Origin of the sequence: Burkholderia sp. WTPI3, assembly GCF_021483755.1 — a bacterium.
Taxonomy (GTDB): domain Bacteria; phylum Pseudomonadota; class Gammaproteobacteria; order Burkholderiales; family Burkholderiaceae; genus Burkholderia.
The window spans coordinates 1-21779 of the sequence record NZ_JAGIXF010000091.1 but is presented as its reverse complement, the minus strand read 5'-3'; the positions used below and the strand labels follow the sequence as shown (position 1 = coordinate 21779).

Here is a 21779-nt window from a genome sequence, read left to right as displayed (position 1 = left end):
CCGATCGAACGGCCGGCTCCCGCGATCATCGATCGGGACCTGGTGGTCGAACCGCTCGAGACGGGCTTGCTGATCGTCGACGCGCTCTTCACGATCGGCCGCGGGCAGCGCGAACTCATCATCGGCGACCGGGCGGTCGGCAAGACCGCGCTGGCGATCGATGCGATCGTCAACCAGCGGCATTCGGACGTGATCTGCGTCTACGTGGCGATCGGCCAGCGGGCGAGCGCCGTACAGCGGGTGATCGATGCGGTGGCCCGGTACGGCGCGCCGGAGCGTTGCATTTTCGTCGTGGCGCCGGCCGCCGCGGCATCCGGCCTGCAGTGGATCGCGCCGTTCGCCGGCTTCGCGATGGCCGAATACTTTCGCGACCGCGGCCAGCACGCGCTCATCGTGATCGACGACCTGACCAAGCACGCGGCCACGCACCGCGAACTGGCGCTGCTGACGCGCGAGCCGCCCGGCCGCGAAGCGTATCCGGGCGACATCTTCTATCTGCATGCCAGGCTGCTCGAACGGGCCGCAAAGCTGTCCGCGAAGCTCGGCGGCGGCTCGCTCAGTGCGCTGCCGATCGCGGAAACCGATGCCGGCAATCTGGCCGCGTATATCCCCACCAACCTGATCTCGATCACGGACGGCCAGATCGTGCTGGACGCCGCGCTGTTCGCGTCCAACCAGCGGCCTGCCGTGGACGTCGGCCTCAGCGTCAGCCGGGTGGGCGGCAAGGCGCAGCACCCGGCGCTGCGCGAGGCGTCCGGGCGCTTGCGGCTCGACTATGCGCAGTTCCTCGAACTCGAGGCGTTCACGCGCTTCGGCGGGTTGACCGATGCGCGCCTGAAAGGACAGATCACGCGCGGCGAGCGGATTCGCGCGCTCATTACGCAGCCGCGTTTTCATCCGTTGCGAACGATCGATGAAGTCGTGCTGTTGAAAGCCCTTGCCGAGGGCGTGTTCGACTCCGCGCCGCCACGCCTGTTGACGACAATTCGCGAACAACTGCCGGCATGGCTCGATGCGCAACAGGCGCCGCCGGGCGCCCCGCTCGACGATCCGGCCGCGCTCGCCGGGCTGGTCCGGACGGTTCGGGAACAGGTCGACCGGCTGGCTGCCCAGGCCGGCACGGCGGAATCCGGAGCCGTGCCGTCATGAGCGACAAGCTGACCGCCGCGGAAGCGCGCGCCGAGACCGCCCGCCAGTTGCAGTCCGTGATCGGCGCGATGCGCGGCGTCGCGGCCGCGCGTGCGCATGATGCGCACGCGCGTTTGCCGGGCGTGCGCGCCTGCGCCGCGATCATCGGCGCGGCGATCGGCACCGTTCTGTCGGCGGACGCGACGCGCCCGGGGGGCGACACGGCCGGAGCGTCCGCGAAACCGCACGTGGTCATCGTGCTGTGCAGCGAGCAGGGCTTCGTCGGAGCGTACAACGCGCAGATTCTCGATCAGGCCCGCTGCCGCGGGGAGGCTGCCCACTATCTGCTGATCGGGTCGCGCGGCGTCGCGCTCGCCGAGGCAGGCGGGCTGCCGGTCACCTGGACCGCGCCGATGGCTTCGCGCGCGGACGACGTCGTCCCCCTCGCGGGCCGCTTGACCGATGCGCTGTTCGCCCATCTCGCCGCCAGCGGCGCCGAAATCGTCTCGATCGTGCACGCGATGCCCGGCTCCGCGCGGCTCGACGTGGTCGAGCATCGGCTGTTGCCGTTCGACTACAGCCGCTTCGATACCGCCCCGCGCTCGCAGCCGCCATTGCTGAACTTGCCGCCCGATCGGGTGCTGGCGGACTTGGCGCAGGCGTATGCATTCGTCGAACTGTGCGAGGCGACCATGCTGGCGTTCGCGGCGGAAAACGAAGCGCGCACGCGGGCCATGATCGCCGCGCGCGCCAATATCGAACACAAGCTCGCGGAATTGCTGCAGACCTGCCGGCTTGCGCGCCAGGACGAAATCACGGCCGACATCCTCGAACTGGCGGCGGGCATCGATCCGTGACCGGGCCGGCCGATCCTGACCCGCGTCGGTACGTCATCGGCTGCCTCGCGGCGCGCTGCGGGGGTGTCCGGGCATGCTTGATGCAGGTCAGGCGCCGACAGCGGGTGACTCCGTGGCGTGGCGCTGCAAGGGACCTGGTCCCGTCAACGGAGGCAAGACCATGAAAGCCCTGGTATGACACGGCCCCGGCCCGCAAATCGCTCGACGACGTGGCGAGCGCCTATGACACGTTCGCGCGCGCGGCCGATACCCGCGCATTGAAAGACTTGCCGGGACCCCGGCCGCTGAAACGCACGAGAACCCGAATTGACACGTCCCGCGCATCGGACGCCATTCGCCGTGGCCCGACGCATCGGCCCGCCGGCCTACCGCGGTTCGCCACGCGTGAGTCGATCCGCCGCGGCGACGGGGGCTGCAATCGGTGCTTCCGGTCCGGCTAATCTTCTTCGTCGCCGGTGAAGACCTCGTGCTCCGGCATCGCCGCCGTATCGTCGACACACTGCACCCGCCATGCGCCAGGCACCGGCGCATGGCCGGCATCGCGCTGCCAGCGCGCACGGCCGGCTTGGCCTTCGAACGGTCCGGACGGTGCGTCGAGATCGAAATCGTCGAGCCAGCACAGGGCGCCGGCGTTGTCGGGACCCGTCATCAGGGTGGCGCCGCCTTCGCGGGCGAGCGTCCCCCACACGGGCAGGTCCATCCCTGCATGACCTTCGCGCGACCAGCGGCGCATGGCCGTGTCGATCCAGAGAATGGCATAGGCCGAAGGGTTGTCGCTGGCGAAAGTATCGAGATGCAGGGTGATTCGCACGATTGGCTCCAAATCGAAAGGAGGGCGGCCGCCGTCACCGGCGGTCGAGGCTTTTACTGGCTCATGACCCAGCGAATCAGCGTATGCGCGTCCTCGGAGGACAGCGAGCCGCCACGCTCGGCGGGCAACGGCATCGCGGTGTCGCCCCAGTGCGCGCGGCCGCCCAGTCTCAGCTTGTCCGCAAGAATGTCTTCGGCATGCGGCGTGTCCCGATACCGTTCCGCGATCTCGTGAAACGACGGTGCGAGGAACGGCATGTCGGCGGTGTGGCAGAACATGCAATGCTGCTGATCGACGAGCGCGGCGGGCTCCTGCACCTGGGCCGACGCCGTCCCGAACGCGAGGCACGCGAAGGCGAGCAGGTATCCCGGCATGCGTGTCATTGGAGCGGTCGTCATCGCGCGGCGTCCAGCAAGTAGTCCGTCCCAGTCTATGCGTGGTCCCGGGCCGGCGGTTGATGCAAGTCAAACGCCGCCACGCGCTCGCCGGCCGGCTGGATCCGCGGCCCGGGCCGCGCATCGATCCGGGGCGCGTTGACGCATGTCAAGCGCGGTGGCGCTGCCGCGCGATTCAATGGATCCAGCCAGGACGACCTCGGATGAAGGCGGCGTCTTTGCAGGAGGGCGGTGATGAACCAGGATCGATTGTTCGCCGCGTTGGCGGCCTTGGCGCGCGACCTGTCGATTCCGGACGACGCGTTGCGGCGGATGCTCGACGACGAAATCGCGGCGCTGGCGAAAGATGCCCGGGTGCGTGATTACTTGCGGATATTCGCGATTCGTCGCCTGAGCCGGCGCATGCGGTCACTGGACGCTGCTGGCGGGGATCCGGGGCGGCCGGAACCGGGAGGATAGCGATGCGCGCGAGGGGATTCGGCGGAACCGGGTCGAGCCTGCGGGATACCTGGCTGCCGGATCCGGCGCGGGCGGCCAGCGCTCAGACGCGGGCGAGCCCGGCCAGATCGATGATATGGATCTGCTTGCCGTGCGGGTCGATCAAGCCGTCGCGCTGGAATTTCGACAGCATCCGGCTGACCGTTTCGAGCTTGATCCCGAGATAGCAGCCGATCTCCTCGCGCGTCATGCGCAGGTTGAAATCCGCCGGCGAATAGCCGCGCGCCCTGAAGCGTTCGGACAGGTTCAGCAGGAACGCCGCGACTCGCTGTTCCGCCGACATCGTGCCAAGCAGCATCATCAGGCTCGACTCGCGCACGATCTCGGCGCTCATCATCTTGTGGAGATGATGCTGCATCGACTTCAACTTGGCGCAAACCTTCTCCAGCTGGCCGAACGGGACAATGCAGACCGTGCTGTCCTCCAGCGCGATCGCGTCGCCGTTGTGATGCCCGCTGCACACGCCGTCGAGACCGAGCGTTTCCCCGGCGATCTGGAATCCGGTCACTTGCTCCTGGCCGTCGCGATGCATGACGATTGTCTTGAATGAGCCGGTGCGGACCGAATAGAGGCTCTGGAACGTATCGTGCGCGCGGAACAGCGACTCACCCCGCTTGACCGGGCGGGTCGTGCAGACCACCTCGTCGAGGATGGCCAGGTCTGCATCGTCGAGTTCCGCCGGCATGCACGCCGAACGGACCGAGCAGGTCGAGCAGCGCGCGCCGGGGCGCTTCAGTCGCTCGTCCCGATCGACGGGATGAAGTGCGATCGTCATCGCATGCGCGACGGGGGGACAGGCAATTTCGTGGGGTTGGGCAGTCAGCATGATCTGCTCCTGGTGACTCGGTCGGTCTGCTCGAAAAATTCGTTCCTGGTCATTGGCCGCCCATGCACGGCATGGAACCTGGCGATTTCGTCTGCGCGGCGGCGGCGACCCAGGACCCGGAACAGTGCGGTGCAATCGACGGGCAAGGCTGACGACGGCATGACCGGCGCCCGGGCATCCATGTAAAGCAGTATGGTTCTCGCGCGGCCGGACTGAAATCGGCAGGGATGGAAAGTCGGGTAGGGTTTGGAGAACGGCTGTAGGAGAATGCTGACAACGGCTGCGGCCCATGAAAGCCCTCGTGGACGGCGCTCGGTTGCGCCAGCAGGGGTACGCGCTTGCCGCCGGCTGTCAGATGCCGTCCTGGTCGTCGAACAGCTTGTGTAGCATCGCATAGCGCACGAGCGCCGCATCGCGCGGCATCTGCATCTTGTCGAGGATCCGTGCCTGGTAGGTGCTCACGGTCTTCGTGCCGACGCATAAATCCTGAGCGATCCCGGTAATCGTCTCGCCGGCCGCGATCCGCCGGAATACGTCGAACTCGCGGTCGGACAGGCGCTGATGCGGCAGCGAACCGGCTGGCTCGTTGAGGCGCTGCGCCAGTTGCTCCGCCATCGCCAGGCTGACGTAGAGGCCGCCCGCCGCGATCATGGTCAGCGCCGCGACCAGTTCGGCGCTGGCGCTTTCCTTGGTCATGTACCCCGATGCGCAGGCGCGGAGCACGCGCGCCGAATATTGCTGTTTCGCGTGCATCGTCAGCACCAGCATACGCGGCCGTCGCGTTCCGCCGGCGATGCCCGAATGCGCCGATGCCTGCGCCCCCCGCACTGGCAGCACCCCGCAGTGGGCTTGATACATGTCAAGTGCACTGGCCGGCGCGGCAATACAGTCGCAACCAGGGCGCGTGCGGGTGGCGCGCGGGACCGCTCGTGGCGCGACTGCTCCGGGCCCGGATCATTCAATCGAGGTCGAGCGGGGCCGCACGGCTTGTCCGGGCGCGAAAACCGCGACCGGACGGCGCGTTGGCGATGAAACAGGGATGGTGGGCGATGGGCGTGTTGTTGATGTCGGGCGCACGCGCCAGCGACGCGCGAATGGCCGCGTTCAGGCAAAGCGAAACGCAGTTGCTCACGTTGCGGCAGACGGCGTCGTTGCCGTGCGCGACGCAAGCGGCATGCGATCGCGCCTGGCTGCTCACCCGGCGCTATGTCGAAAATCGCTCGTCCACCCGCATCACCCGGTTCGACGCGGAGGTGATCGAAACGGCCCAGTCGCACCTGGCAGGCAATGTGTACCTCTGGGCGTCGCGCGTGGCGTTGAGCGAAGGAGGCTGGCTGATCCGGATCAAGGCGATGTGCAAGGGCATGTACGGCAGCGATGGCGGCCCCGGCTGGCGATACGACGTGTGCGCGGCGCAGATCCGCGAGATCGAGGGCGGCTTCCGGTCGTTCGTCGACCCGTTGTCCGACCCGCAAGCGACGGGCATCTCGCCCGGATAGCGCGGCCGGGGTTCGCGATCCGCTCACAGCAACGGGTTCCGGCTGCCCGGCGTCGCCTGCCAGCGCCAGTCGCGGATTTCCGGCAGGTCGTCGCCGTACCGGTCCACATGGCGTCGATGTTCGACCAGCCTGTCGCGCAGGTACTGCCTGAAATGCGCGCCCGTCTGCACATGTTCGCCCACGTGATCGAGCACGGCCTCGCACAGATGGAAGCGGTCGACCCGGTTGAGGACCGTCATGTCGAACGGGGTCGTGGTCGTCCCTTCCTCGATGAAACCGTGCACGTGGAAATTCGCGTGATTCGCGCGGCGATAGGTCAGCCGGTGAATCAGGGCAGGGTAGCTGTGATGCGCGAATATCACAGGCCGGCGGGTCGTGAACATCGCGTCGAAATCCGCGTCGCTCATCCCGTGCGGATGGTCGTCGGCAGGCTCCAGCGTCATCAGGTCGACGACGTTGACGACCCGGACGCGCAACGCCGGCAGGTGGGTGCGCAGCAGGTCGACGGCCGCGAGCGTCTCGAGCGTCGGCACGTCGCCCGCGCAGGCCATCACGACATCCGGCTCGCCGTCGCGGTCGTTCCCTGCCCACTCCCAGATGCCTGCGCCGGCGCTGCAATGCCGGATCGCGGCATCCAGGTCGAGCCATTGCGGCGCCGGCTGCTTGCCGGCGACGATCACGTTGATCCGGTTCCAGGTGCGCAGCGCGTGATCCGTGACGACCAGCAGGGTGTTCGCATCGGGCGGCAGATAGACGCGCACCGTGTCGGCCTTCTTGTTGGCCGCGAAATCGATGAACCCCGGGTCCTGGTGGCTGAAGCCGTTGTGGTCCTGCCGCCAGACGTGCGATGTCAGCAGGTAGTTGAGCGACGGCAATGGCCGCCGCCAGCGGATTTCCCGGCAGGCCTTCAACCATTTCGCATGCTGGTTGAACATCGAATCCACGATATGGATGAACGCCTCGTAGCACGACATCAGCCCGTGCCGCCCGGTCAGCAGATAGCCTTCGAGCCAGCCCTGGCAGGTATGCTCGCTGAGCATCTCCATGACCCGGCCGTCGGGCGCGAGCTGGACGTCGTCCGGATCGGTCGCGGCCATCCAGGTGCGCGCGGTGACGTCGAATATCGCGGACAAGCGGTTGGATTCCGTTTCGTCGGGACCGAACACGCGAAACGTCCGGTCGGCCAGATTTGCCGACATCACGTCGCGCAGGAAGCCGCCCATCACGCGCGTGGCCTGCGCGTCGACCTGCCCGGGCGCGGGCACCGCCACCGCGTGGCGGGTGAAATCCGGCATCCGCAGCTCGCGCGCTTCGCCGCCGCCGTTCGCCACCGGATTTGCGCTCATCCGGCGCGATCCGGCCGGCGACAGCGACCGGATCGCCTCGCACGGACGCCCGTGCGCGTCGAACAGTTCGTCGGGGCGATAGCTGCTCAGCCAGGCTTCCAGCAACTGCAGGTGTCCCGGTTGTTTCAGGTCGGCGATCGGCACCTGATGCGAACGGAAGTGGCCTTCCGTTTTCAGGCCGTCGACGCGCTTCGGGCCGGTCCAGCCCTTGGGCGTGCGCAGCACGATCATCGGCCAGCGAGGGCGCGCGAGGTTGCCTGCGCTGCGCGCCCGCGTCTGGATGCCGCGAATGTCGTCCAGCGCGTCGTCGAGCGCGGCCGCCATGCGCTGGTGCGTGGCCATCGGCTCGTCGCCGGAGACGAACAGCGGCCGATAGCCATAGCCGGTCAGCAGGCTCTCCAGTTCATCCTGTTCGATGCGGCTGAGGATCGACGGACTGGCGATCTTGTAGCCGTTCAAATGCAGGATGGGCAGCACCGCGCCGTCCGATGCCGGATTGAGGAACTTGTTCGAATGCCAGGCGGTGGCGAGCGGCCCGGTTTCGGCCTCGCCGTCGCCCACGACGCAGGCGACGATCAGCCCGGGATGATCGAAGGCCGCGCCGAACGCATGCGACAGCGAGTAGCCCAGTTCGCCGCCTTCGTGAATGGAGCCCGGCGTCTGCGGCGCGACGTGGCTCGGCACGCCGCCGGGGAAGCTGAACTGGCGGAACAGCGCCGCCATGCCCTCGGCATTTTGCGGCACGTTCGGATAGATGTCGCTGTACACCCCTTCGAGCCAGGCGTTGGCGAGTACGCCGGGGCCGCCGTGGCCCGGGCCGGCGATGAACAGCACGTCGAGGTCGCGCGCGTTGATCACGCGGTTCAGATGGGCGTAGATGAAGTTCAGCCCCGGCGTCGTGCCCCAGTGGCCGAGCAGGCGAGGCTTGATGTGCGCGCTCTGCAGCGGCTCGCGAAGGAGTGGATTGTCGAGTAGATAGATCTGCCCGACCGACAGATAGTTGGCAGCCCGCCACCACGCATGCATGCGATGCAGCAGCGCGTCGGAAAGCGGGGCGGGGGAGGTCCGGTCGGCCTGGCTCATGCAATGCTCCTGAAAGCGGCGGTGCCGCATGGAAGACAGCGCAGCGCGATTCGCGTCGAATCGCCCAGTATCCACCGTACGGCGAGTGGCCCCGCGGCGCTTGATCGTCGTCAAGCTCAGCGTGACCAGTCGGCCTTCGTCGATGTCGGTTTGCGTGCCGCGCAGATAACCCGGTGCACGGGCGGCGATGGTCGATCCTGGTTGTGCGATGTCGAAGCGGCCCGCGCGCACGCCGCGCGCGATACTCGACGCCGCGTCGGCGAAGGTGGCGCCGGAAGCGGAAAATCCCGCCAGACTCGGCACGTGGCAGACGACGAGCGTGATCGCAATGCCGTTCGGATGGCCGTACTGGATCGGCCGCGACAACCGGTCATCGTGTCGGCGGAACGCCGACCGTCGAGAATGTGCACAGAACCTGCGGAAGTCGCCAGCGGGCAAGGGGCGCGAGCGCGCCCCGGAACGGAGCCGTCAGCTTGTCGGCATCGCGCGTTCAGAGGGAGCGGATCGCACTCCGGCCGTTGAACATCCGGTACGGTTTGGCAGGTAGCGGACGCCCGACGGAGCGTTTTGGCCGGATCCGGGTTCTTTGCGCGGGCTGGTCGGCGTTCCGCGCAACGCCGAAATTGATACGGAACGGCCTCCGTGTGACCATCACGGAATCAACATGATTTTTCCGATGACCTTGGATTTCGCAAGATCGAACGACACGAGCGCATCGGCCAACGGCAACCGATGCGAGATGAGTCGAGCGAGGTACGCCTCATTTGCTATCACGAAATTGACCACGTTTTGCCAGGTGCGGCGTGTGGCTCGATAGGTGCCGCGAATCTGGTGACGCATCCGGACGAAGCGCGCGCCGTCAAAGGTGACGCGATTGGCGTGAATTCCACATAGCACCATCACGCCGGATGCGCGCAGAACGGCGAGGCCGCTGTCGACGGCCGACTGCACGCCGGCTGCGTCGATCACGACATCGAATGCATCCGTGCCGGCCAGTGCGACCGCGTCGCGCGGCGACTGGTACTTGAGGTCGACGGTTCGCTCGATACCGAGCGCGCGCACGCCGGCAAGCCGCTGTTCGTCGTCGTAGCCGGCGACGACGACCTGCGCACCGCGCTGTTCGGCGAGCAGCGCGATAGCCTGGCCGATGCTGCCGGGGCCGAGCACGAGTACCTTGTCAGCTGTGTGCACGTCGCCGGTCTCCACGGCGCTCAGCGCGATCGACAGCGGCTCGCACAGCGCCGCGACCGACAGGTCGAAGCCATCCGGCAACGGCAGGCAGTTGCGGGCCGGCACCTTCACGAATTGCGCGAATGCACCGTCGCGCAGCATGCCGATACCTCGCCGGTCCTGACAGTCGTCGGGACGACCCGCCACGCAGTGACCGCAGACGTTGCACTCGACTGACGGAATCACGACCACGCGCTGTCCGAGCGCAAGCGAGCCGGCATCGCACCCGCGCGCGACCACGACGCCGGCGAACTCATGGCCGATCGTCACCGGCATCGCGGGCGTCACGAAGTCATAACCTCCCGACCAGTCGTAGATGTGCACGTCGCTGCCGCACACACCGGCGGCGGCCACTTCGACGATCACGTCGTCGGTCGCGTCGATCGTCGGCGACGGTACGTCGCGCCATTCGAGACCGAACGCAGGCGCGATCTTCTGCAATGCTTTCACTCGGGATCCTTGGTTCTGTTGCGGGAAAGGAAGCTGGGCGAGCTGGCGGTCCGGGCGGGTTTCACACGGTATAGCACAGATCGTAGATGTCCGATGACATGATCCGGTCGGCGCCGAACGCGCACGCGAGTTGCGCTTCGACGTCGGCCAGCCGCGCCAGCAGTGACGATTCGTGCGCTGCCTCGAGCAGCAGCACGTACCCGGGCGGCGCGCCCATTTGCCACGTGTCGAAGATCGGCGCCGCATTATCGATGCGTTCGCCGAAATGCACGGCGGTGACGCCTTCGAGCGAACGACATGCAACGCCGAGCGCACGACCGCGCGAGACGTCGTCGTCCGGTGCGTTGCCGGACGCGATGCGCACGCATGCGAGTGCGCCGCCGACGCCGTGGCCCGCGCTGTAGTGGTTCCGGCATACGGCCCGGACGACGTTGCGGAACGACGGACGCATGGCGCGGGACCAGGCGGTCGGATGGTTGACGAGCGACAGGTAATCGTGCGATTCGAAGACGGCCGCCTCGGTCACGTCGTACAGCGTGAAATAGTGCCTCGCACCAGAACTCGCACGATAACGGCGCCCGGAGAGGAAGCCCGGCACGCGAACGCGTTGCGGCACGTGTTCGACGGTGTGCCAGAGGTCGTACTCCGCTTCGCGCACGCCTTCGATGTCGTTCCAGAGGGCGAGAAACGCCGAGCCTATCAAGGTCATGGGTCAGGATTTCCGTTGATCCGTGATGTTGAAGGACAGGTTGCCGCTCGGGCCCGCATCGCGCTGGCGCATGGCACTCATGCACAGCGCCGCGATGAGCATCGGTATGCAGGTCGCGGTGAACAGCGTGGCATACGGCAGGCGTGCGGCAAGCAGATAACCACCGAGCGCAGAGCCCAGCATCGAGCCGATGCGGCCGATGCCGGTCGCCCATGCGACACCGGTCGCACGCACGGCCGTCGGATAGAACTCCGCAGCGAGGCCGTTGATGCCGACTTGCGACCCGCTGATGCAGAAGCCGGCGAGAAACACGATCGGCGCGAGCAGCGCGGGAGTCGCATAGACCCGGCCAACCATGAAGATCAGCACGCACGCCGCCGTGTAGGCAAGCGCGAGCACCCGGTGCGGCGGGAAGCGGTCCATCGCCTGGCCGAGGAGCAAGCCGCCGCAGGTGCCGCCGACCGACCACAGCGCGGTCGTGAGCGATGCGGCGCGCATCGAGGCGCCGGCCGCGGTGAGGATCGTCGGTAGCCAGTTCGCCATCAGGAACAGGACCATCAGGCCCATGAAGAACGTGGTCCAAAGCAACAGTGTGCCGCGTGCACATGCGGGCGACAGCAACTGTCGTACCGACGCGCGCGTGACTTCGCGCTCGGTGGCGACGAATACCACGTCGTCGCCGGGTGCGGCATCGCCCCGGCTGCCGGCAATGCGGCGGGCCAGCGCACGCAGCATGGGCTGCGTATCGGGGCGGCGCAGCGCGAGAAAGCGCATCGACTCGGGGAGCCCGAACCACAGCGCCGGCAACAGCGCGATCGGCACCGCGCCGCCGACCACCAGCATCGCTTGCCAGCCGAAACGGGAAATGACCTGCGACGCGATCACGCCGCCCAGCGCGGAGCCGAGCGAGTTGCCGCACAGCATGATGGTGATGATCGACAGCCGGCGGCGCTCGGGGGCATATTCTGCGGTCAGCGTCGCGGCGGTCGGCGTCGCACCGCCGATACCCATTCCGCAAACGAAGCGCAGCACGGACAGCCCCAGCACGTTGCCGATCAGGAGCGTCGCGAGTGTCGCGACGCCGAAGAATGCGACCGACGCGATCAATACCGGGCGCCGGCCCCAGCGGTCGGCCAGCGGCCCGAAAATCAGCGAGCCGACCATCATTCCGACGAGCCCGGAAACAAACACGGGAGACAGCTCGGCGATCGACAGGCCCCACTCGCGGCGAACCGACGGTGCGATATAGGCGGCGAGCCCGATGTCGATGCCGTCGATCGCGACGATCAGCAGACACAATACGACGACGCGAATTTGCAGCGCCGACAGCGGATGGGCATCGATGAAGCGCTGGACGTCGCGGGTGGCCGGGTACGGCACTGCGGTTGCTCTGGCGGGAGTATTCATCTGGTTCTCCGGATAAGCGGTGCGCGAAGGATCAGAACAGGTGCCGCAGGCCAATGCGCAGCGCCAGCTGGTTGCTGTTGCTCGACGGCGCGAGCCCGAGCAGGTCGGGGACCGCGTGCTGTCCGGTCGAATCGGTGCCGCTCGCATGCGCCCACACGCCGATCGCATACAGGTACGTGCTTTTCGACAGGAAGTATGCGGCGCCCAGGTCGACCGCCTGGTAGGTCGCACGTGGCGCCGCACCGTACTGGTAGCCGACGCCGGCCATCGTCGCCGGGGTAAACCGGAACTGGTAGTTCACCTGATAGCTGTTGAACGCCGCATTCGGTTGCACGCTCGGGTTCGCCAGCGTGCGAACGATGTCCTGGAACCGCACGTTGGTATAGAGCACGGTGATTTCCGAGCGACCGAACGTATAGCCGGCCCCTGCGCCGGCGACCTGCTGGGTACCCGCCGTCGTATAGGCGGAGTAGATCGGGTTCGTGACGGGGAGTGCATACGCCGCGCCGGCGATGGGCGCGGTGTTCGCCCAGAAAACCGACGTCGCCGGTGTCGACATGTTCATGTAGGCGGCTGCTACGGTCAGGCCGCCGCGCACGTATGAAGCGCCAAAGCCATAGACGCGGTTCGCGGCGAAATGGCCGGCGACACCACCCAGGCTATACATCGTGCTGAAGCGGAAGCCGCGATAGTCGTTGCTGTTGAACTTGATCACGTTGCTGATCTTGTTGTAGTTCCACGAGGCATCGAGATCGCCCAGCGTCGCGCCGAGTCCGCCCGCGAACAGCGTGTCGGTGCCGAGCGGGCCGAGGTAGTCGTTGGTCAGCGTGTACTGCCGGCCGAGCAGCACGGTGCCCCAGCCGCCGCTCAGGCCCGCATAGGCCTGCCTGCCGAACAGTGTGTTGGACGGCTGCTCGCTGCCGTCCTCGATGCTGAATCCGGACTCGAGCACGAACACGGTTCTGAGCCCGCCGCCGAGATCCTCGATGCCCTGCAGTCCGAACTTGTCGCCGGCGCGTCCACCGCTGGACGCCTGATACACCGACGCGCCTTTCTGGTTGTTGGTGTAGGTCAGAGCCGCGTCAACGGCTCCGTAGAGTGTCACGCTGCTCTGCGCATGGGCGAGCGTGCATGCCATGACCGGCATGCATGCCAGGAATCGTTTCACGGTTGTCTCCTTGTTCCGCCGTCGAGCGGTTGTTATCGTACGCATCGTCGAATGCGTCAGCCGGATTGTCGCGGGCATTGCGTGGCCCACCAAGTGGCAAACCGGAAAATGTCGCTGGCCGGAAAGTGCGAAATACCGGCGGCCGCTACGCGCGCCGGTATTTCATGACCCATACCCACGGTATTGCGACGAGATTGATCGCCAGCAGCAGCCGGAAGTCGGTCAGGTACGCGGCGAATGCGGCGTCGGCCCACGCGCGGGTGGCGAGATTTGCTTCGGTGAAGCGGGTGAGCAGCGACTGCATCAACGCGACGCCAGCGCTGCTGCCGACGTTGCGCGCCAGCGCGAAGATCGCGGCGCCGTCCGCGCGCAATCCGGCATCCAGTGTCGCGAACGTCGCCGCGTTCAGCGGCGCGAAGATGAGCCCGAGCCCGACACCGAGCATCGTGCCGGACACAATGATCGACACGGGCGACACAGGACGCCCCAGCAGGCAGAGCTCGAGCAGCGCAAGCGAGGCGACGAGGAAACCGCTCGCCATCAGGCGCCGCGGATCGATGCGCTTGATGACCGCGCCCGCCGCGAGCATCGCGGCGAGCGTGCCGACGCCGGTCGGCGCCATCAGCAGGCCCGTCGCGATAATCGAGTATTGCTCGACGTGCACGAGCAACTGCGGCAACAGCGCGCGTGTGGCAAAAAGTACGATGCCGACGATTGCCGTGAAGCAAAGACCCGTGACGTAGTTGAGGTCGGCCAGGAGGCGCCGCTCGAAGAAACCGCCGGTCGGCGTGCGCATCACGTGCCGCACGAAAAGTGCGAACGCGACGACGGCGATCGCGGTGGCCGCGACGATGCGGGGCGCCCGGAACCATCCGGATTGCTGGCCGGTATCCAGCACCGTCTGCAGACATCCGACCGCCGCCGACAACGTGACGAAGCCGACGACGTCGAATCGCCTCGCACGGGCCGCTGAGGTTCGACCGATCCAGAGCGCGACGCCGGTGAACGCAAGCAGCCCGACCGGCACGTTCACATAGAAGACCCAGCGCCACCCTTGCCACTGGCCGACGAGTCCGCCGATCACCGGACCGAGAATCGGCCCAAGCATCACGCCGGCCCCCCAGTGAGACAGTGCGCGCGCGTGGTTTTCTTGCGGATGGATGTCGAGAATCAGCGCTTGCGACAGGGGGATCAATGCGGCGCCGAATACGCCTTGCGCAATGCGGGCCCAAACCAGCAGCGTGAGCGTCGTCGCGGCGCCGCACCCGATCGACGCGCCGGTGAAGCCGGCGATCGACAGCAGATAGAGCGTCTTGCGTCCCAGCCGCGCGGCGAGCCAGCCGACGAGCGGCGTGGCGATCGCCGTGGCGACGACGTAGGACGTCAGCACCATCACGACCGCGTCTTGGGACACGCCCAGGCTGCGCTGGATCTGCGGCAGCGCGACGTTGGCGATCGTGCTGTCGAGCCCGGTCAGGATCGTCGCCAGCATGATCGAGCCGGTCGCGACGTGTTTCGAGACGCCCTCTAGCGGCCGTGCGGCGGCAATCCCGGCGTCGGCCATCTAGTCCGCCGCCGCGCCGGCCACCGGCAGTGCGCCGCGTAGCAGCGCCACGATCGTCTCGATCACGCTGGCGTCCGCCGCGCCCCCCGTTGAGACGATGACGTCCGCCGCGGACCGATAAACCGGCTCCCGCTCGTCGTACAGACGTGCGAACGAAGCATCGGGATCGGCGGCATCGACGAAGGCTGGCAGACGCCCGGAAAACCAGCGCCGGCGGATCGTCTCGCGTGGTGTATCGAGCAGTACGAGCGGGCCCAGCTGACGAAGTCGGGCGACGTTGGCGACGGACAGTGCGGTCGCGCCCGTCGTCGCGAGCACGGCCGGGCGTCGATGTTCGTCGTCTGCCGAGGCGCACAGTGCGTCGAGCGCGGCGCCTTCCAGATGCGCGAAATACGCGGCGCCGTGCCGCGCGAAGATCTCGTGCGCGGCGAGTCGCTCTCCGGTCGCGGCCGCGTGGCGCTGCTCGAGCACGCGGTCGAGATCCGCGCACCGGCCTTGCAGGCGCGAGGCGAGCAGCGGCCCGTAGGTGCTTTTGCCGCAGGACTTGAAACCGATCAGGACCACGGTGGAACCACTCATACGTACTGCTCCCCGTGCGCGACGACGTACGTGCATTCGATGGTCAGCTCGCGTACCGATGCGGCCCGCGACAGTGACAGCAGATATCGGACGGTTCGGTAAACGTCGTCCGTCGGAATCTTGTCGTCGTCGGACAACCATGTCTGCCGGGCGCTCTGCTCCGTGTGCACGTAGCTCGGACACAGTGTCGTGACCTTGACGCCGTCACGTGCGAGTTCCTGGTACAACGCATCTCCGTATGCGCGCAGCGCGGCCTTGCTGGCCGCGTAACCCCCGTTACCTGCCTTCGGCAACAGCGCAGAGCGCGACGCGACATTGACGATATGGCCGCTGTGCAAACGCCGCATGAACGGTGCGACGGCGCGAATCACGTTGAGTGCGCCAAGCAGATTGGTATCGAGCAGCGCGCGCGCGTCGGCGTCGCTCAATGCAGCGGTACCGCGTCGGACGATACCGGCGCCGTTGAACAGCACGTCGATCCGGCCGGTGCGCGCATGCACGGTCCGGATCGCATCAACGACCGCGGCTTCGTCGCCGACGTCGATCGCAAGCGCGATCGGCAGCGCGGCGCCGGACGCCGCGATGTCGGCGGCAACGGTTTCGAGCGCCGCCGGGGTACGCGCGACGAGCGCCACCGTATAGCCGTCGGCGGCCAGGCCGCGCGCTACAGCCAGGCCGATGCCGCGGCTCGCGCCGGTCACGAGCGCGACGGGACGATCCGCATCGGATTGCTGGGTCATGGGTGATCCTCGTCAGGTCGGAGTGAATCCGCAGGCCGCTTACTCCGCGCGCAACATGCCGCGCATCCGGATGATTTCGCGGTACAGCTCCGGGTGAGGTTCGAACACCTCGCGACCATGCAGCCAGTAGTTGTTGTTCAGGAACATCATCGAACCGACCGGAATCGTCATGTACTCGACCGCCGGATCCGATTCGATCGACTCGACGAACTCGCGCAGGTACGCAGCGTCTTCCATCGTCGTAGGATGGATGAACTGGTCGGCAAAACGCACGCACAGCTCGTCGTGCCAGTCGAAGAAGATCGGCCGGTCCAGCGGCTGGCTGCGTACATTGTTGCCCCATTGTTGCTGACGCGGATCGTTGGATGGCGGCAGCGCGATCAAGAACGGCTTGCGGCCCTGCGGCGCGTCCGCGAAGCGTCGCAGGTCGCGCCAGTCGTCGAGGTGCAGGAGCCGGTTCCTGCCGCCCTTGACGTGACGCTCGACGGTCTTCCCGAACACGAGCCAGTCGGTGGTCGGGCTCGGCGACGCCGCGCCGTCGGTATGCAGCCCGAAGGTGCGGTACGGCTGGAACAGGTTGCTGCTCTGCGGCGTCACATCCTTGCTCTGCACCGGCAGGCGCGCGTAGAACTTGCCCGACAGCACGTCGTTGTCGGGAGTGCCGATCGCATGCGCGAGCGCGGTCGTGAAGCGGATCAGGTCTTCGTCGTTGGTGGTGGCCTCGGCGATATCCAGCACGAAGCCGCCGTTGCGGCGGGCGACGATCAGCGCACGCAGCGTGTTGATCAGCGACGCCCCCCAGATCCGCTGGACGGATTCGGTCAGCGTGAAGCGGCTGTACGGCACATATTCGAGCGAACGCGTCGTGATGTGCGCGGTGTCGTCGAGAAACAGTCGAACGTCGTCGCTCTGCAATACGACCCGGGGCAGGCGTTGCGATTCCGGGTGGGGGACGACCCGGTGCGGCGCCACGCTGGCGCGTACGCGGTCGGACGTGATCGAAGCTGATTCGGTATGCGGATTCATCGGCAGGCCCTCTCGTTTTGTGTTAGTTGTCGGTATCCGTCGCCCACGCACCTTGCCGCGTGAGCAGGTCGAAGTTCTGTGCGCGGTGGCGCAGCAGGTGATCCAGCAGCACGATGGCCACCATGGCCTCGGCGATCGGCGTCGCGCGAATGCCGACGCACGGATCATGGCGCCCGTGCGTCGAGATCACGGCCGACTGGCCGTCGATGTCCACCGTGTTCGCCTCGAGGTGCAGGCTCGCGGTCGGCTTGAGCGCGATGCTCGCGAGGATGTCCTGTCCCGACGAGATGCCGCCAAGAATGCCGCCGGCGTTGTTGCTGCTGAACCCGTCCGGCGTGATTTCGTCGCGATTCTCGGTACCGTGCTGTTCGATCGACGCGAATCCCGAACCGATCTCCACGCCCTTGACGGCGCTGATGCTCATCAGCGCATGTGCGAGATCGGCGTCCAGCCGGTCGAAGATCGGCTCGCCGAGGCCGGCGGGGACGCCCGATGCGATCACGTTGACGCGCGCGCCGATCGAGTCGCCGGCCTTCGTGAGTGCGGCCATGAAGGTTTCGATTTCGCCGATCCGATCCGGATCGGGGCAGAAGTACACGTTGCCGTCCGCCTGATCGAGATCGACCGCACGCATCCGGATCGGGCCGAGCTGCGCGAGATAGCCTCGCACGCGAATGCCGTGGCGATCGGCCAGGTACTTCTTGGCGATCGCACCGGCCGCAACGCGTACGACCGTTTCGCGCGCGGACGAGCGACCGCCGCCGCGATGCTCGCGCAGCCCGTATTTCTTGTAGTAGGTGTAGTCGGCATGACCGGGCCGAAACAGGTGGCGGATCGAGTCGTAATCCTTCGAGCGCTGGTTCATGTTCTCGATGCGCAGGCCGATCGGCGTGCCGGTCGTCACGCCGTCGAGCACGCCGGACATGATCCGGACCGCATCGTCTTCCTGGCGCTGGCTGACGAAGCGGGAGCGGCCGGTCTTGCGCCGCTCGATGTCCGGCATCAGGTCCGCCTCGCTAATCCGCAATCCGGGCGGGCAGCCATCGATGATGCAGCCGATGCTGTCGCCGTGGCTTTCGCCATACGTGGTGACGGAAAAATTCTTGCCGATGGTATTGCCTGACACGATGTACTCCCGGAGATTTACAAGATGATGCTGACCATGCCATGCGGGGTCAGCGTTTCGTGATCCAGCACGGCGGTGCGGCGCCGAATGCGCAGGGTGCCGTCCCGGTCGACGAGCTGATGCCGGTAGTGACCGACGAAGGTGTGCATGCTGCCGTGCCGGAAACGCCGGATCGTGAAGTTGGATTGCACGTCGAGCGTCGCGTCGCGCCGGTCGACGAGCATCACGTTGGTGATCTCGCGCCGGGTCCTCGACGCAGGATGCTCCGCCCATGCCCGGCCGCCGAGCAGCAGATCGACCCGGTAGGCGAGCCGGCGCCGGTCGTCGTGGATCAACGTCAGGTCGCGGTCGGGCTGCGGAGCAGGGTGGTCGGTCGTCGGGACCAGATAGACGGCGTCTTCCGTAAACAGGTCGAGCCAGTCACGCAGTTGCCAGCGGTCGAGCAGGTCGGCTTCGCGATAGAGGAACTGCCGCAGTCGGAGATCGAGCGACAGTGTCGCGAGCATCGTCTCCGGAATCGCTGCATTCATCGTGTGCCTCCTGCCGCCGCGTCGCGCGGACCGGTCGGCGCGACGCGGCGCCGCCACTCTCGCCAGAAGATGCGGTTCTGGTATTCGTCGGTATGGAGCGGCACATCGCGTGCCATGCCGCGCGACAGGTCGTTCCAGCGGATCTCGGGGGCCGCATACGCGCGCTGGCATGACTCCAGGATCTCGACGTCGTCCGGCGTGCCGAAGCCACCCGGGCCGACGAAGGTCAGCAGCGAATCGAGTCGCAGCTTGCGCGCCTCCGGCGCCTCGTCTTTCGGCGCCAGTGCCCAGAGATGAATCGCGATCCGGTCGACTGCCACGGGTTCGAACGTGCGCAGCGTGACGGCCATGTTGTCGTTGACGATCAGGTTTGGGAAAATGAACAGGCCGCGATTGGTTTCGCACATGTCGCGCGCCTTGCGCTCGCCGTACTTCTCGTAGAGCGATGCACGCAACGCGTCCAGGCGTGGACGATGCGACTCGGGAAATGCCGGTGCCCACCACGCGATCGGCCGCCCACCCGACGGCGGCGAGCTCTTCGCGACCGCGTGCCCGCCGCCGAGATGAACGACTTCGCCGGTGCGCCGAAACGAGTTCTCCTGCGTGCCTTCGCCGCTCAGGAAATCGAGGTAGCGCCGGTGGGCGAACGGCAGGTGATAGAGATCGGTGCTGTTGTCCGCGAGCACCTTCCAGTTGATCTGCATGCTGTGCAGGTACGAGCCGTGCACGACCTCCCAGCCGCCGTCGAGCTGGTCGCATATCAGGTCGAGGTAATAGCGCGCGTCGCCGAGATAATCGGCGAGCGGCTCCGCATCGGCCGAGAAGTTCAGGAACAGGAAGTCGCGGTATGAATCGACGCGGCCGGCCGGCATCAGGCCCAGTTCGTCGCGACGGAATGCGCCGGTATAGGCATCCGCGCCCGGCAAGCCGACCAGTTCGCCCGTGTTCGCATAGGTCCAGCCGTGATAAGGACACTGGAAACGGGCCTGGTTGCCGCGCGTGGCCGGGCAGACCTGGGTGCCCCGGTGTCGGCAGGCATTGAGATGGGCGTGAATGGCGCCGGCTTCGTCACGGACCACGATGATCGGCCGGCCGGCGATACTGCGCGTGACGAAGTCGTTCGCGTGCGGCAACTCGGACGCGTGACCGAGATACAGCCAGCAGGTCGAGAAGATCGTTTCGCGTTCACGGCGGAACAGGGCCTCGTCGGTGAATGCTGCGCGATCGACGCGGAACAGGGCCTGTTCGGGGGCGTCGATCAGGTATTCATCGGGTACTCGCACGCATGCCTCGCTATTTTGGCGTCACGGTTGCTCTTCCCGGACGGAGACGATACACGGCGTCCGGCCTGCCGAATTCAAAGACTCGGATGGCGCTGCTGGATATGCTGCACGCGCGACACCAGATGGTCCGTCAAGCGCGCGAGCAGCAAGGACTTGTTGTGATGCGAGGGGCGCTGGATCTTGATCCAGAGGTCGGGCAGTTCGTACAGGCCGAGAATCTCGACCAGCTCGCCTTTCTGGAGGCTCGCCTGCGCGCGATAGCGCGGCAGGATCGCGATGCCGAGCCCGCTGACGGCCGCGCAATGCATGGCCTCGATATCGTTGCTGTGGAACTGGCCATTCACGCTGACGTCGATATTGCCCGCCTGCGCACTCTTGAACATCCAGACGCGCGCGGGCTCGACATACGAGTACAGAAGGCAGCGATGATTCTGCAGGTCGCTTGGATGAATCGGTTCGCCCATTCGCTCGAGATACGATGGCGCCGCGCACACGATCCTGCGGAACGGGCAGAGCGGCACTTCGTCGACGCCGTCGAACGACGTCGGCAAACCGGTGATCACCATGTCGAGATTCTCGGTCAAAGGATTGACTGGTCGGTTCGTCAATTGCAGATCGATATTGATCTTCGGATGTTCGAGCAGGAATTCATTCAGTACATCTCCGACGAAATGCACGGTGAACGAAATCGGCGCCTTGATTCGCAGGCTGCCGGACAATTCTCGAGTGCCGTGCGTCGTTACATTGACGATGCGTTCGTATGAACTCAGGAATTCGCGTGCCAGGGGAATCATCTCGCGGCCCGTCGCGGTCAGTTCGAGACGCCGCGTGCTTCTCACGAACAGCAATTCGCCGACTTCCTCTTCGACCGCACCGATTCGCTTCGTAATCACCGATGCGGACACATTCAGGCGACGTGCGGCACTCGAGAAACTGCCCGATTCGACTACAGCAAGAAACGCTCGAAAGTTTTCCACTGAGTTCATTTGCCCATCCTACACACGGGATTTCGTATTTATCGAGAAAAGTGACTTTCCGTAAACAGCATAAATATATTCGCTTCGGATGACTTTGACTCGCGCATCCTGGCAATGCCCGCCTCGGGCGGAGTGGAAGCAATCGAGTCGGGTTACGACGCGGGGCATGCAAATGAGATGTGTTGATGCGATCCATTACCCGAGCTATTTCGTATGCGTGCGACAGGTCGGCGTGAAGACTGTAGTGGTCAACTAATCTCGGACACTGCGTTAAGTTTTTCTTCCGCAACCGCCGGCGCCAGTCCGTCATTGAACTGATGCGGCCGTATCCAGTTGTACTGGTGCATCAGGTAGTAGCTGATGTCCCGGTGTGCCTCCTGCGCCGACATGTAGCCCACTGACGGTAGCCATTCGGTCTTGAAGCTGCGGAACAGCCTCTCCATCGGGGAGTTGACGCTCCTATGTCAAGCGGAGGCGGTCGAATCGGCCAGATCGGCCAGAATGAGCGGGTACAACTCCCGGACGATATAGCGCTTCAGGCAGCGGT

The 21779-nt window shown here is 66.2% G+C and carries 19 protein-coding genes and 3 pseudogenes; 4 read left to right on the top strand and 18 right to left on the bottom strand.

The genetic code is table 11. The features are described 5' to 3' along the window. Nucleotides 1-1146: pseudogene (locus J7024_RS31035) on the top strand (F0F1 ATP synthase subunit alpha); the annotation flags it as partial. Next, nucleotides 1146-1985: a F0F1 ATP synthase subunit gamma gene (locus tag J7024_RS31030; protein WP_124897302.1), complete on the top strand. Its 840-nt coding sequence runs from the start codon at nucleotides 1146-1148 to the stop codon at nucleotides 1983-1985. The pseudogene J7024_RS31035 and the gene J7024_RS31030, both read left to right, overlap by 1 nt. Before the next feature lie 436 nt (nucleotides 1986-2421). Here J7024_RS31030 and J7024_RS31025 read toward each other — a convergent pair whose 3' ends face one another. Both J7024_RS31025 and J7024_RS31020 read right to left on the bottom strand, forming a co-directional pair. Further along, the gene (locus J7024_RS31025) at nucleotides 2422-2868 is read right to left on the bottom strand and encodes a DUF3564 family protein (RefSeq protein WP_390679728.1); all 447 of its coding nucleotides are present in this window, start codon (nucleotides 2866-2868) and stop codon (nucleotides 2422-2424) included. Next, on the bottom strand, nucleotides 2850-3179 hold the full coding sequence (locus tag J7024_RS31020) for a c-type cytochrome (RefSeq protein ID WP_124897332.1): 330 nt from the start codon (nucleotides 3177-3179) through the stop codon (nucleotides 2850-2852). The genes J7024_RS31025 and J7024_RS31020 overlap by 19 nt, the downstream gene beginning before the upstream one ends. 246 nt (nucleotides 3180-3425) lie before the next feature. On the opposite strand from J7024_RS31020, the gene J7024_RS31015 reads away from it, so the two are divergent. Then, a complete protein-coding gene (locus J7024_RS31015) occupies nucleotides 3426-3650 on the top strand; it encodes a DUF3562 domain-containing protein (RefSeq protein WP_124897304.1) in 225 nt (74 codons plus the stop codon). Between the two features lie 82 nt (nucleotides 3651-3732). On the opposite strand, the gene fnr is transcribed toward J7024_RS31015, so the two are convergent. Both fnr and J7024_RS31005 read right to left on the bottom strand, forming a co-directional pair. Further along, nucleotides 3733-4515, bottom strand: coding sequence for a fumarate/nitrate reduction transcriptional regulator Fnr (gene fnr, locus J7024_RS31010; protein ID WP_124897333.1), 783 nt, complete (start codon nucleotides 4513-4515; stop codon nucleotides 3733-3735). Between the two features lie 351 nt (nucleotides 4516-4866). Further along, nucleotides 4867-5286 (bottom strand): annotated as a pseudogene (locus tag J7024_RS31005) (LuxR C-terminal-related transcriptional regulator); the annotation flags it as partial. Between the two features lie 158 nt (nucleotides 5287-5444). Here J7024_RS31005 and J7024_RS31000 point away from each other — a divergent pair. Next, nucleotides 5445-6014, top strand: coding sequence for a hypothetical protein (locus J7024_RS31000; protein WP_234745744.1), 570 nt, complete (start codon nucleotides 5445-5447; stop codon nucleotides 6012-6014). Nucleotides 6015-6037: 23 nt separating this feature from the next. Here the strand turns inward: J7024_RS31000 and J7024_RS30995 are convergent, their stop codons facing one another. The 14 genes and pseudogenes from J7024_RS30995 to J7024_RS30930 form a co-directional block, all read right to left on the bottom strand. Further along, complete coding sequence (locus J7024_RS30995; RefSeq protein ID WP_175770220.1) at nucleotides 6038-8443, bottom strand: phosphoketolase family protein; 2406 nt, start codon at nucleotides 8441-8443, stop codon at nucleotides 6038-6040. A gap of 651 nt (nucleotides 8444-9094) precedes the next feature. Next, complete coding sequence (locus J7024_RS30990; RefSeq protein ID WP_175750935.1) at nucleotides 9095-10123, bottom strand: zinc-dependent alcohol dehydrogenase; 1029 nt, start codon at nucleotides 10121-10123, stop codon at nucleotides 9095-9097. A gap of 61 nt (nucleotides 10124-10184) precedes the next feature. Then, a complete protein-coding gene (locus J7024_RS30985) occupies nucleotides 10185-10832 on the bottom strand; it encodes a hypothetical protein (protein ID WP_175770194.1) in 648 nt (215 codons plus the stop codon). A 3-nt stretch (nucleotides 10833-10835) separates the two neighbouring features. Then, nucleotides 10836-12239: an MFS transporter gene (locus tag J7024_RS30980; protein WP_175770193.1), complete on the bottom strand. Its 1404-nt coding sequence runs from the start codon at nucleotides 12237-12239 to the stop codon at nucleotides 10836-10838. 31 nt (nucleotides 12240-12270) lie between these two features. Beyond that, on the bottom strand, nucleotides 12271-13407 hold the full coding sequence (locus J7024_RS30975) for a porin (protein WP_175750937.1): 1137 nt from the start codon (nucleotides 13405-13407) through the stop codon (nucleotides 12271-12273). A 145-nt stretch (nucleotides 13408-13552) separates the two neighbouring features. Further along, complete coding sequence (locus tag J7024_RS30970) at nucleotides 13553-14971, bottom strand: DHA2 family efflux MFS transporter permease subunit (protein ID WP_234745743.1); 1419 nt, start codon at nucleotides 14969-14971, stop codon at nucleotides 13553-13555. Beyond that, on the bottom strand, nucleotides 14972-15535 hold the full coding sequence (locus J7024_RS30965) for a shikimate kinase (protein ID WP_234745742.1): 564 nt from the start codon (nucleotides 15533-15535) through the stop codon (nucleotides 14972-14974). It lies immediately after the preceding gene. Between the two features lie 11 nt (nucleotides 15536-15546). Beyond that, nucleotides 15547-16290 carry an SDR family oxidoreductase gene (locus J7024_RS30960; protein ID WP_124897310.1) on the bottom strand — a complete coding sequence of 248 codons (744 nt, stop codon included), beginning with the start codon at nucleotides 16288-16290 and terminating at the stop codon, nucleotides 15547-15549. A 39-nt stretch (nucleotides 16291-16329) separates the two neighbouring features. Further along, nucleotides 16330-17316: a carbon starvation induced protein CsiD gene (locus J7024_RS30955; protein ID WP_175750940.1), complete on the bottom strand. Its 987-nt coding sequence runs from the start codon at nucleotides 17314-17316 to the stop codon at nucleotides 16330-16332. Between the two features lie 22 nt (nucleotides 17317-17338). Then, the gene (gene aroC, locus J7024_RS30950; protein WP_124897312.1) at nucleotides 17339-18442 is read right to left on the bottom strand and encodes a chorismate synthase; all 1104 of its coding nucleotides are present in this window, start codon (nucleotides 18440-18442) and stop codon (nucleotides 17339-17341) included. 17 nt (nucleotides 18443-18459) lie between these two features. Beyond that, complete coding sequence (locus J7024_RS30945) at nucleotides 18460-18972, bottom strand: aromatic-ring-hydroxylating dioxygenase subunit beta (RefSeq protein WP_234745741.1); 513 nt, start codon at nucleotides 18970-18972, stop codon at nucleotides 18460-18462. Continuing rightward, entirely contained in the window at nucleotides 18969-20255 is a 1287-nt protein-coding gene (locus J7024_RS30940; protein WP_124897314.1) for an aromatic ring-hydroxylating oxygenase subunit alpha, read from the bottom strand. Before J7024_RS30940 ends, J7024_RS30945 begins: the two co-directional genes overlap by 4 nt. 74 nt (nucleotides 20256-20329) lie before the next feature. Then, nucleotides 20330-21241, bottom strand: a complete 912-nt coding sequence (locus tag J7024_RS30935; RefSeq protein ID WP_124897315.1) for a LysR family transcriptional regulator — start codon at nucleotides 21239-21241, stop codon at nucleotides 20330-20332. A 239-nt stretch (nucleotides 21242-21480) separates the two neighbouring features. After that, nucleotides 21481-21684, bottom strand: a pseudogene (locus tag J7024_RS30930) (IS3 family transposase); the annotation flags it as partial. Nucleotides 21685-21779 lie beyond the last annotated feature (95 nt).

Bases quoted from the DNA above. Each gene is read 5' to 3' on its own strand.
- J7024_RS31030 (WP_124897302.1), top strand. From the start codon at position 1,146: ATGAGCGACAAGCTGACCGCCGCGGAAGCGCGCGCCGAGACCGCCCGC.
- J7024_RS31020 (WP_124897332.1), bottom strand. From the start codon at position 3,179: ATGACACGCATGCCGGGATACCTGCTCGCCTTCGCGTGCCTCGCGTTC.
- J7024_RS31015 (WP_124897304.1), top strand. From the start codon at position 3,426: ATGAACCAGGATCGATTGTTCGCCGCGTTGGCGGCCTTGGCGCGCGAC.
- fnr (WP_124897333.1), bottom strand. From the start codon at position 4,515: ATGCTGACTGCCCAACCCCACGAAATTGCCTGTCCCCCCGTCGCGCAT.
- J7024_RS30995 (WP_175770220.1), bottom strand. From the start codon at position 8,443: ATGAGCCAGGCCGACCGGACCTCCCCCGCCCCGCTTTCCGACGCGCTG.
- J7024_RS30985 (WP_175770194.1), bottom strand. From the start codon at position 10,832: ATGACCTTGATAGGCTCGGCGTTTCTCGCCCTCTGGAACGACATCGAA.
- J7024_RS30980 (WP_175770193.1), bottom strand. From the start codon at position 12,239: ATGAATACTCCCGCCAGAGCAACCGCAGTGCCGTACCCGGCCACCCGC.
- J7024_RS30970 (WP_234745743.1), bottom strand. From the start codon at position 14,971: ATGGCCGACGCCGGGATTGCCGCCGCACGGCCGCTAGAGGGCGTCTCG.
- J7024_RS30960 (WP_124897310.1), bottom strand. From the start codon at position 16,290: ATGACCCAGCAATCCGATGCGGATCGTCCCGTCGCGCTCGTGACCGGC.
- J7024_RS30955 (WP_175750940.1), bottom strand. From the start codon at position 17,316: ATGAATCCGCATACCGAATCAGCTTCGATCACGTCCGACCGCGTACGC.
- J7024_RS30945 (WP_234745741.1), bottom strand. From the start codon at position 18,972: ATGAATGCAGCGATTCCGGAGACGATGCTCGCGACACTGTCGCTCGAT.
- J7024_RS30935 (WP_124897315.1), bottom strand. From the start codon at position 21,241: ATGAACTCAGTGGAAAACTTTCGAGCGTTTCTTGCTGTAGTCGAATCG.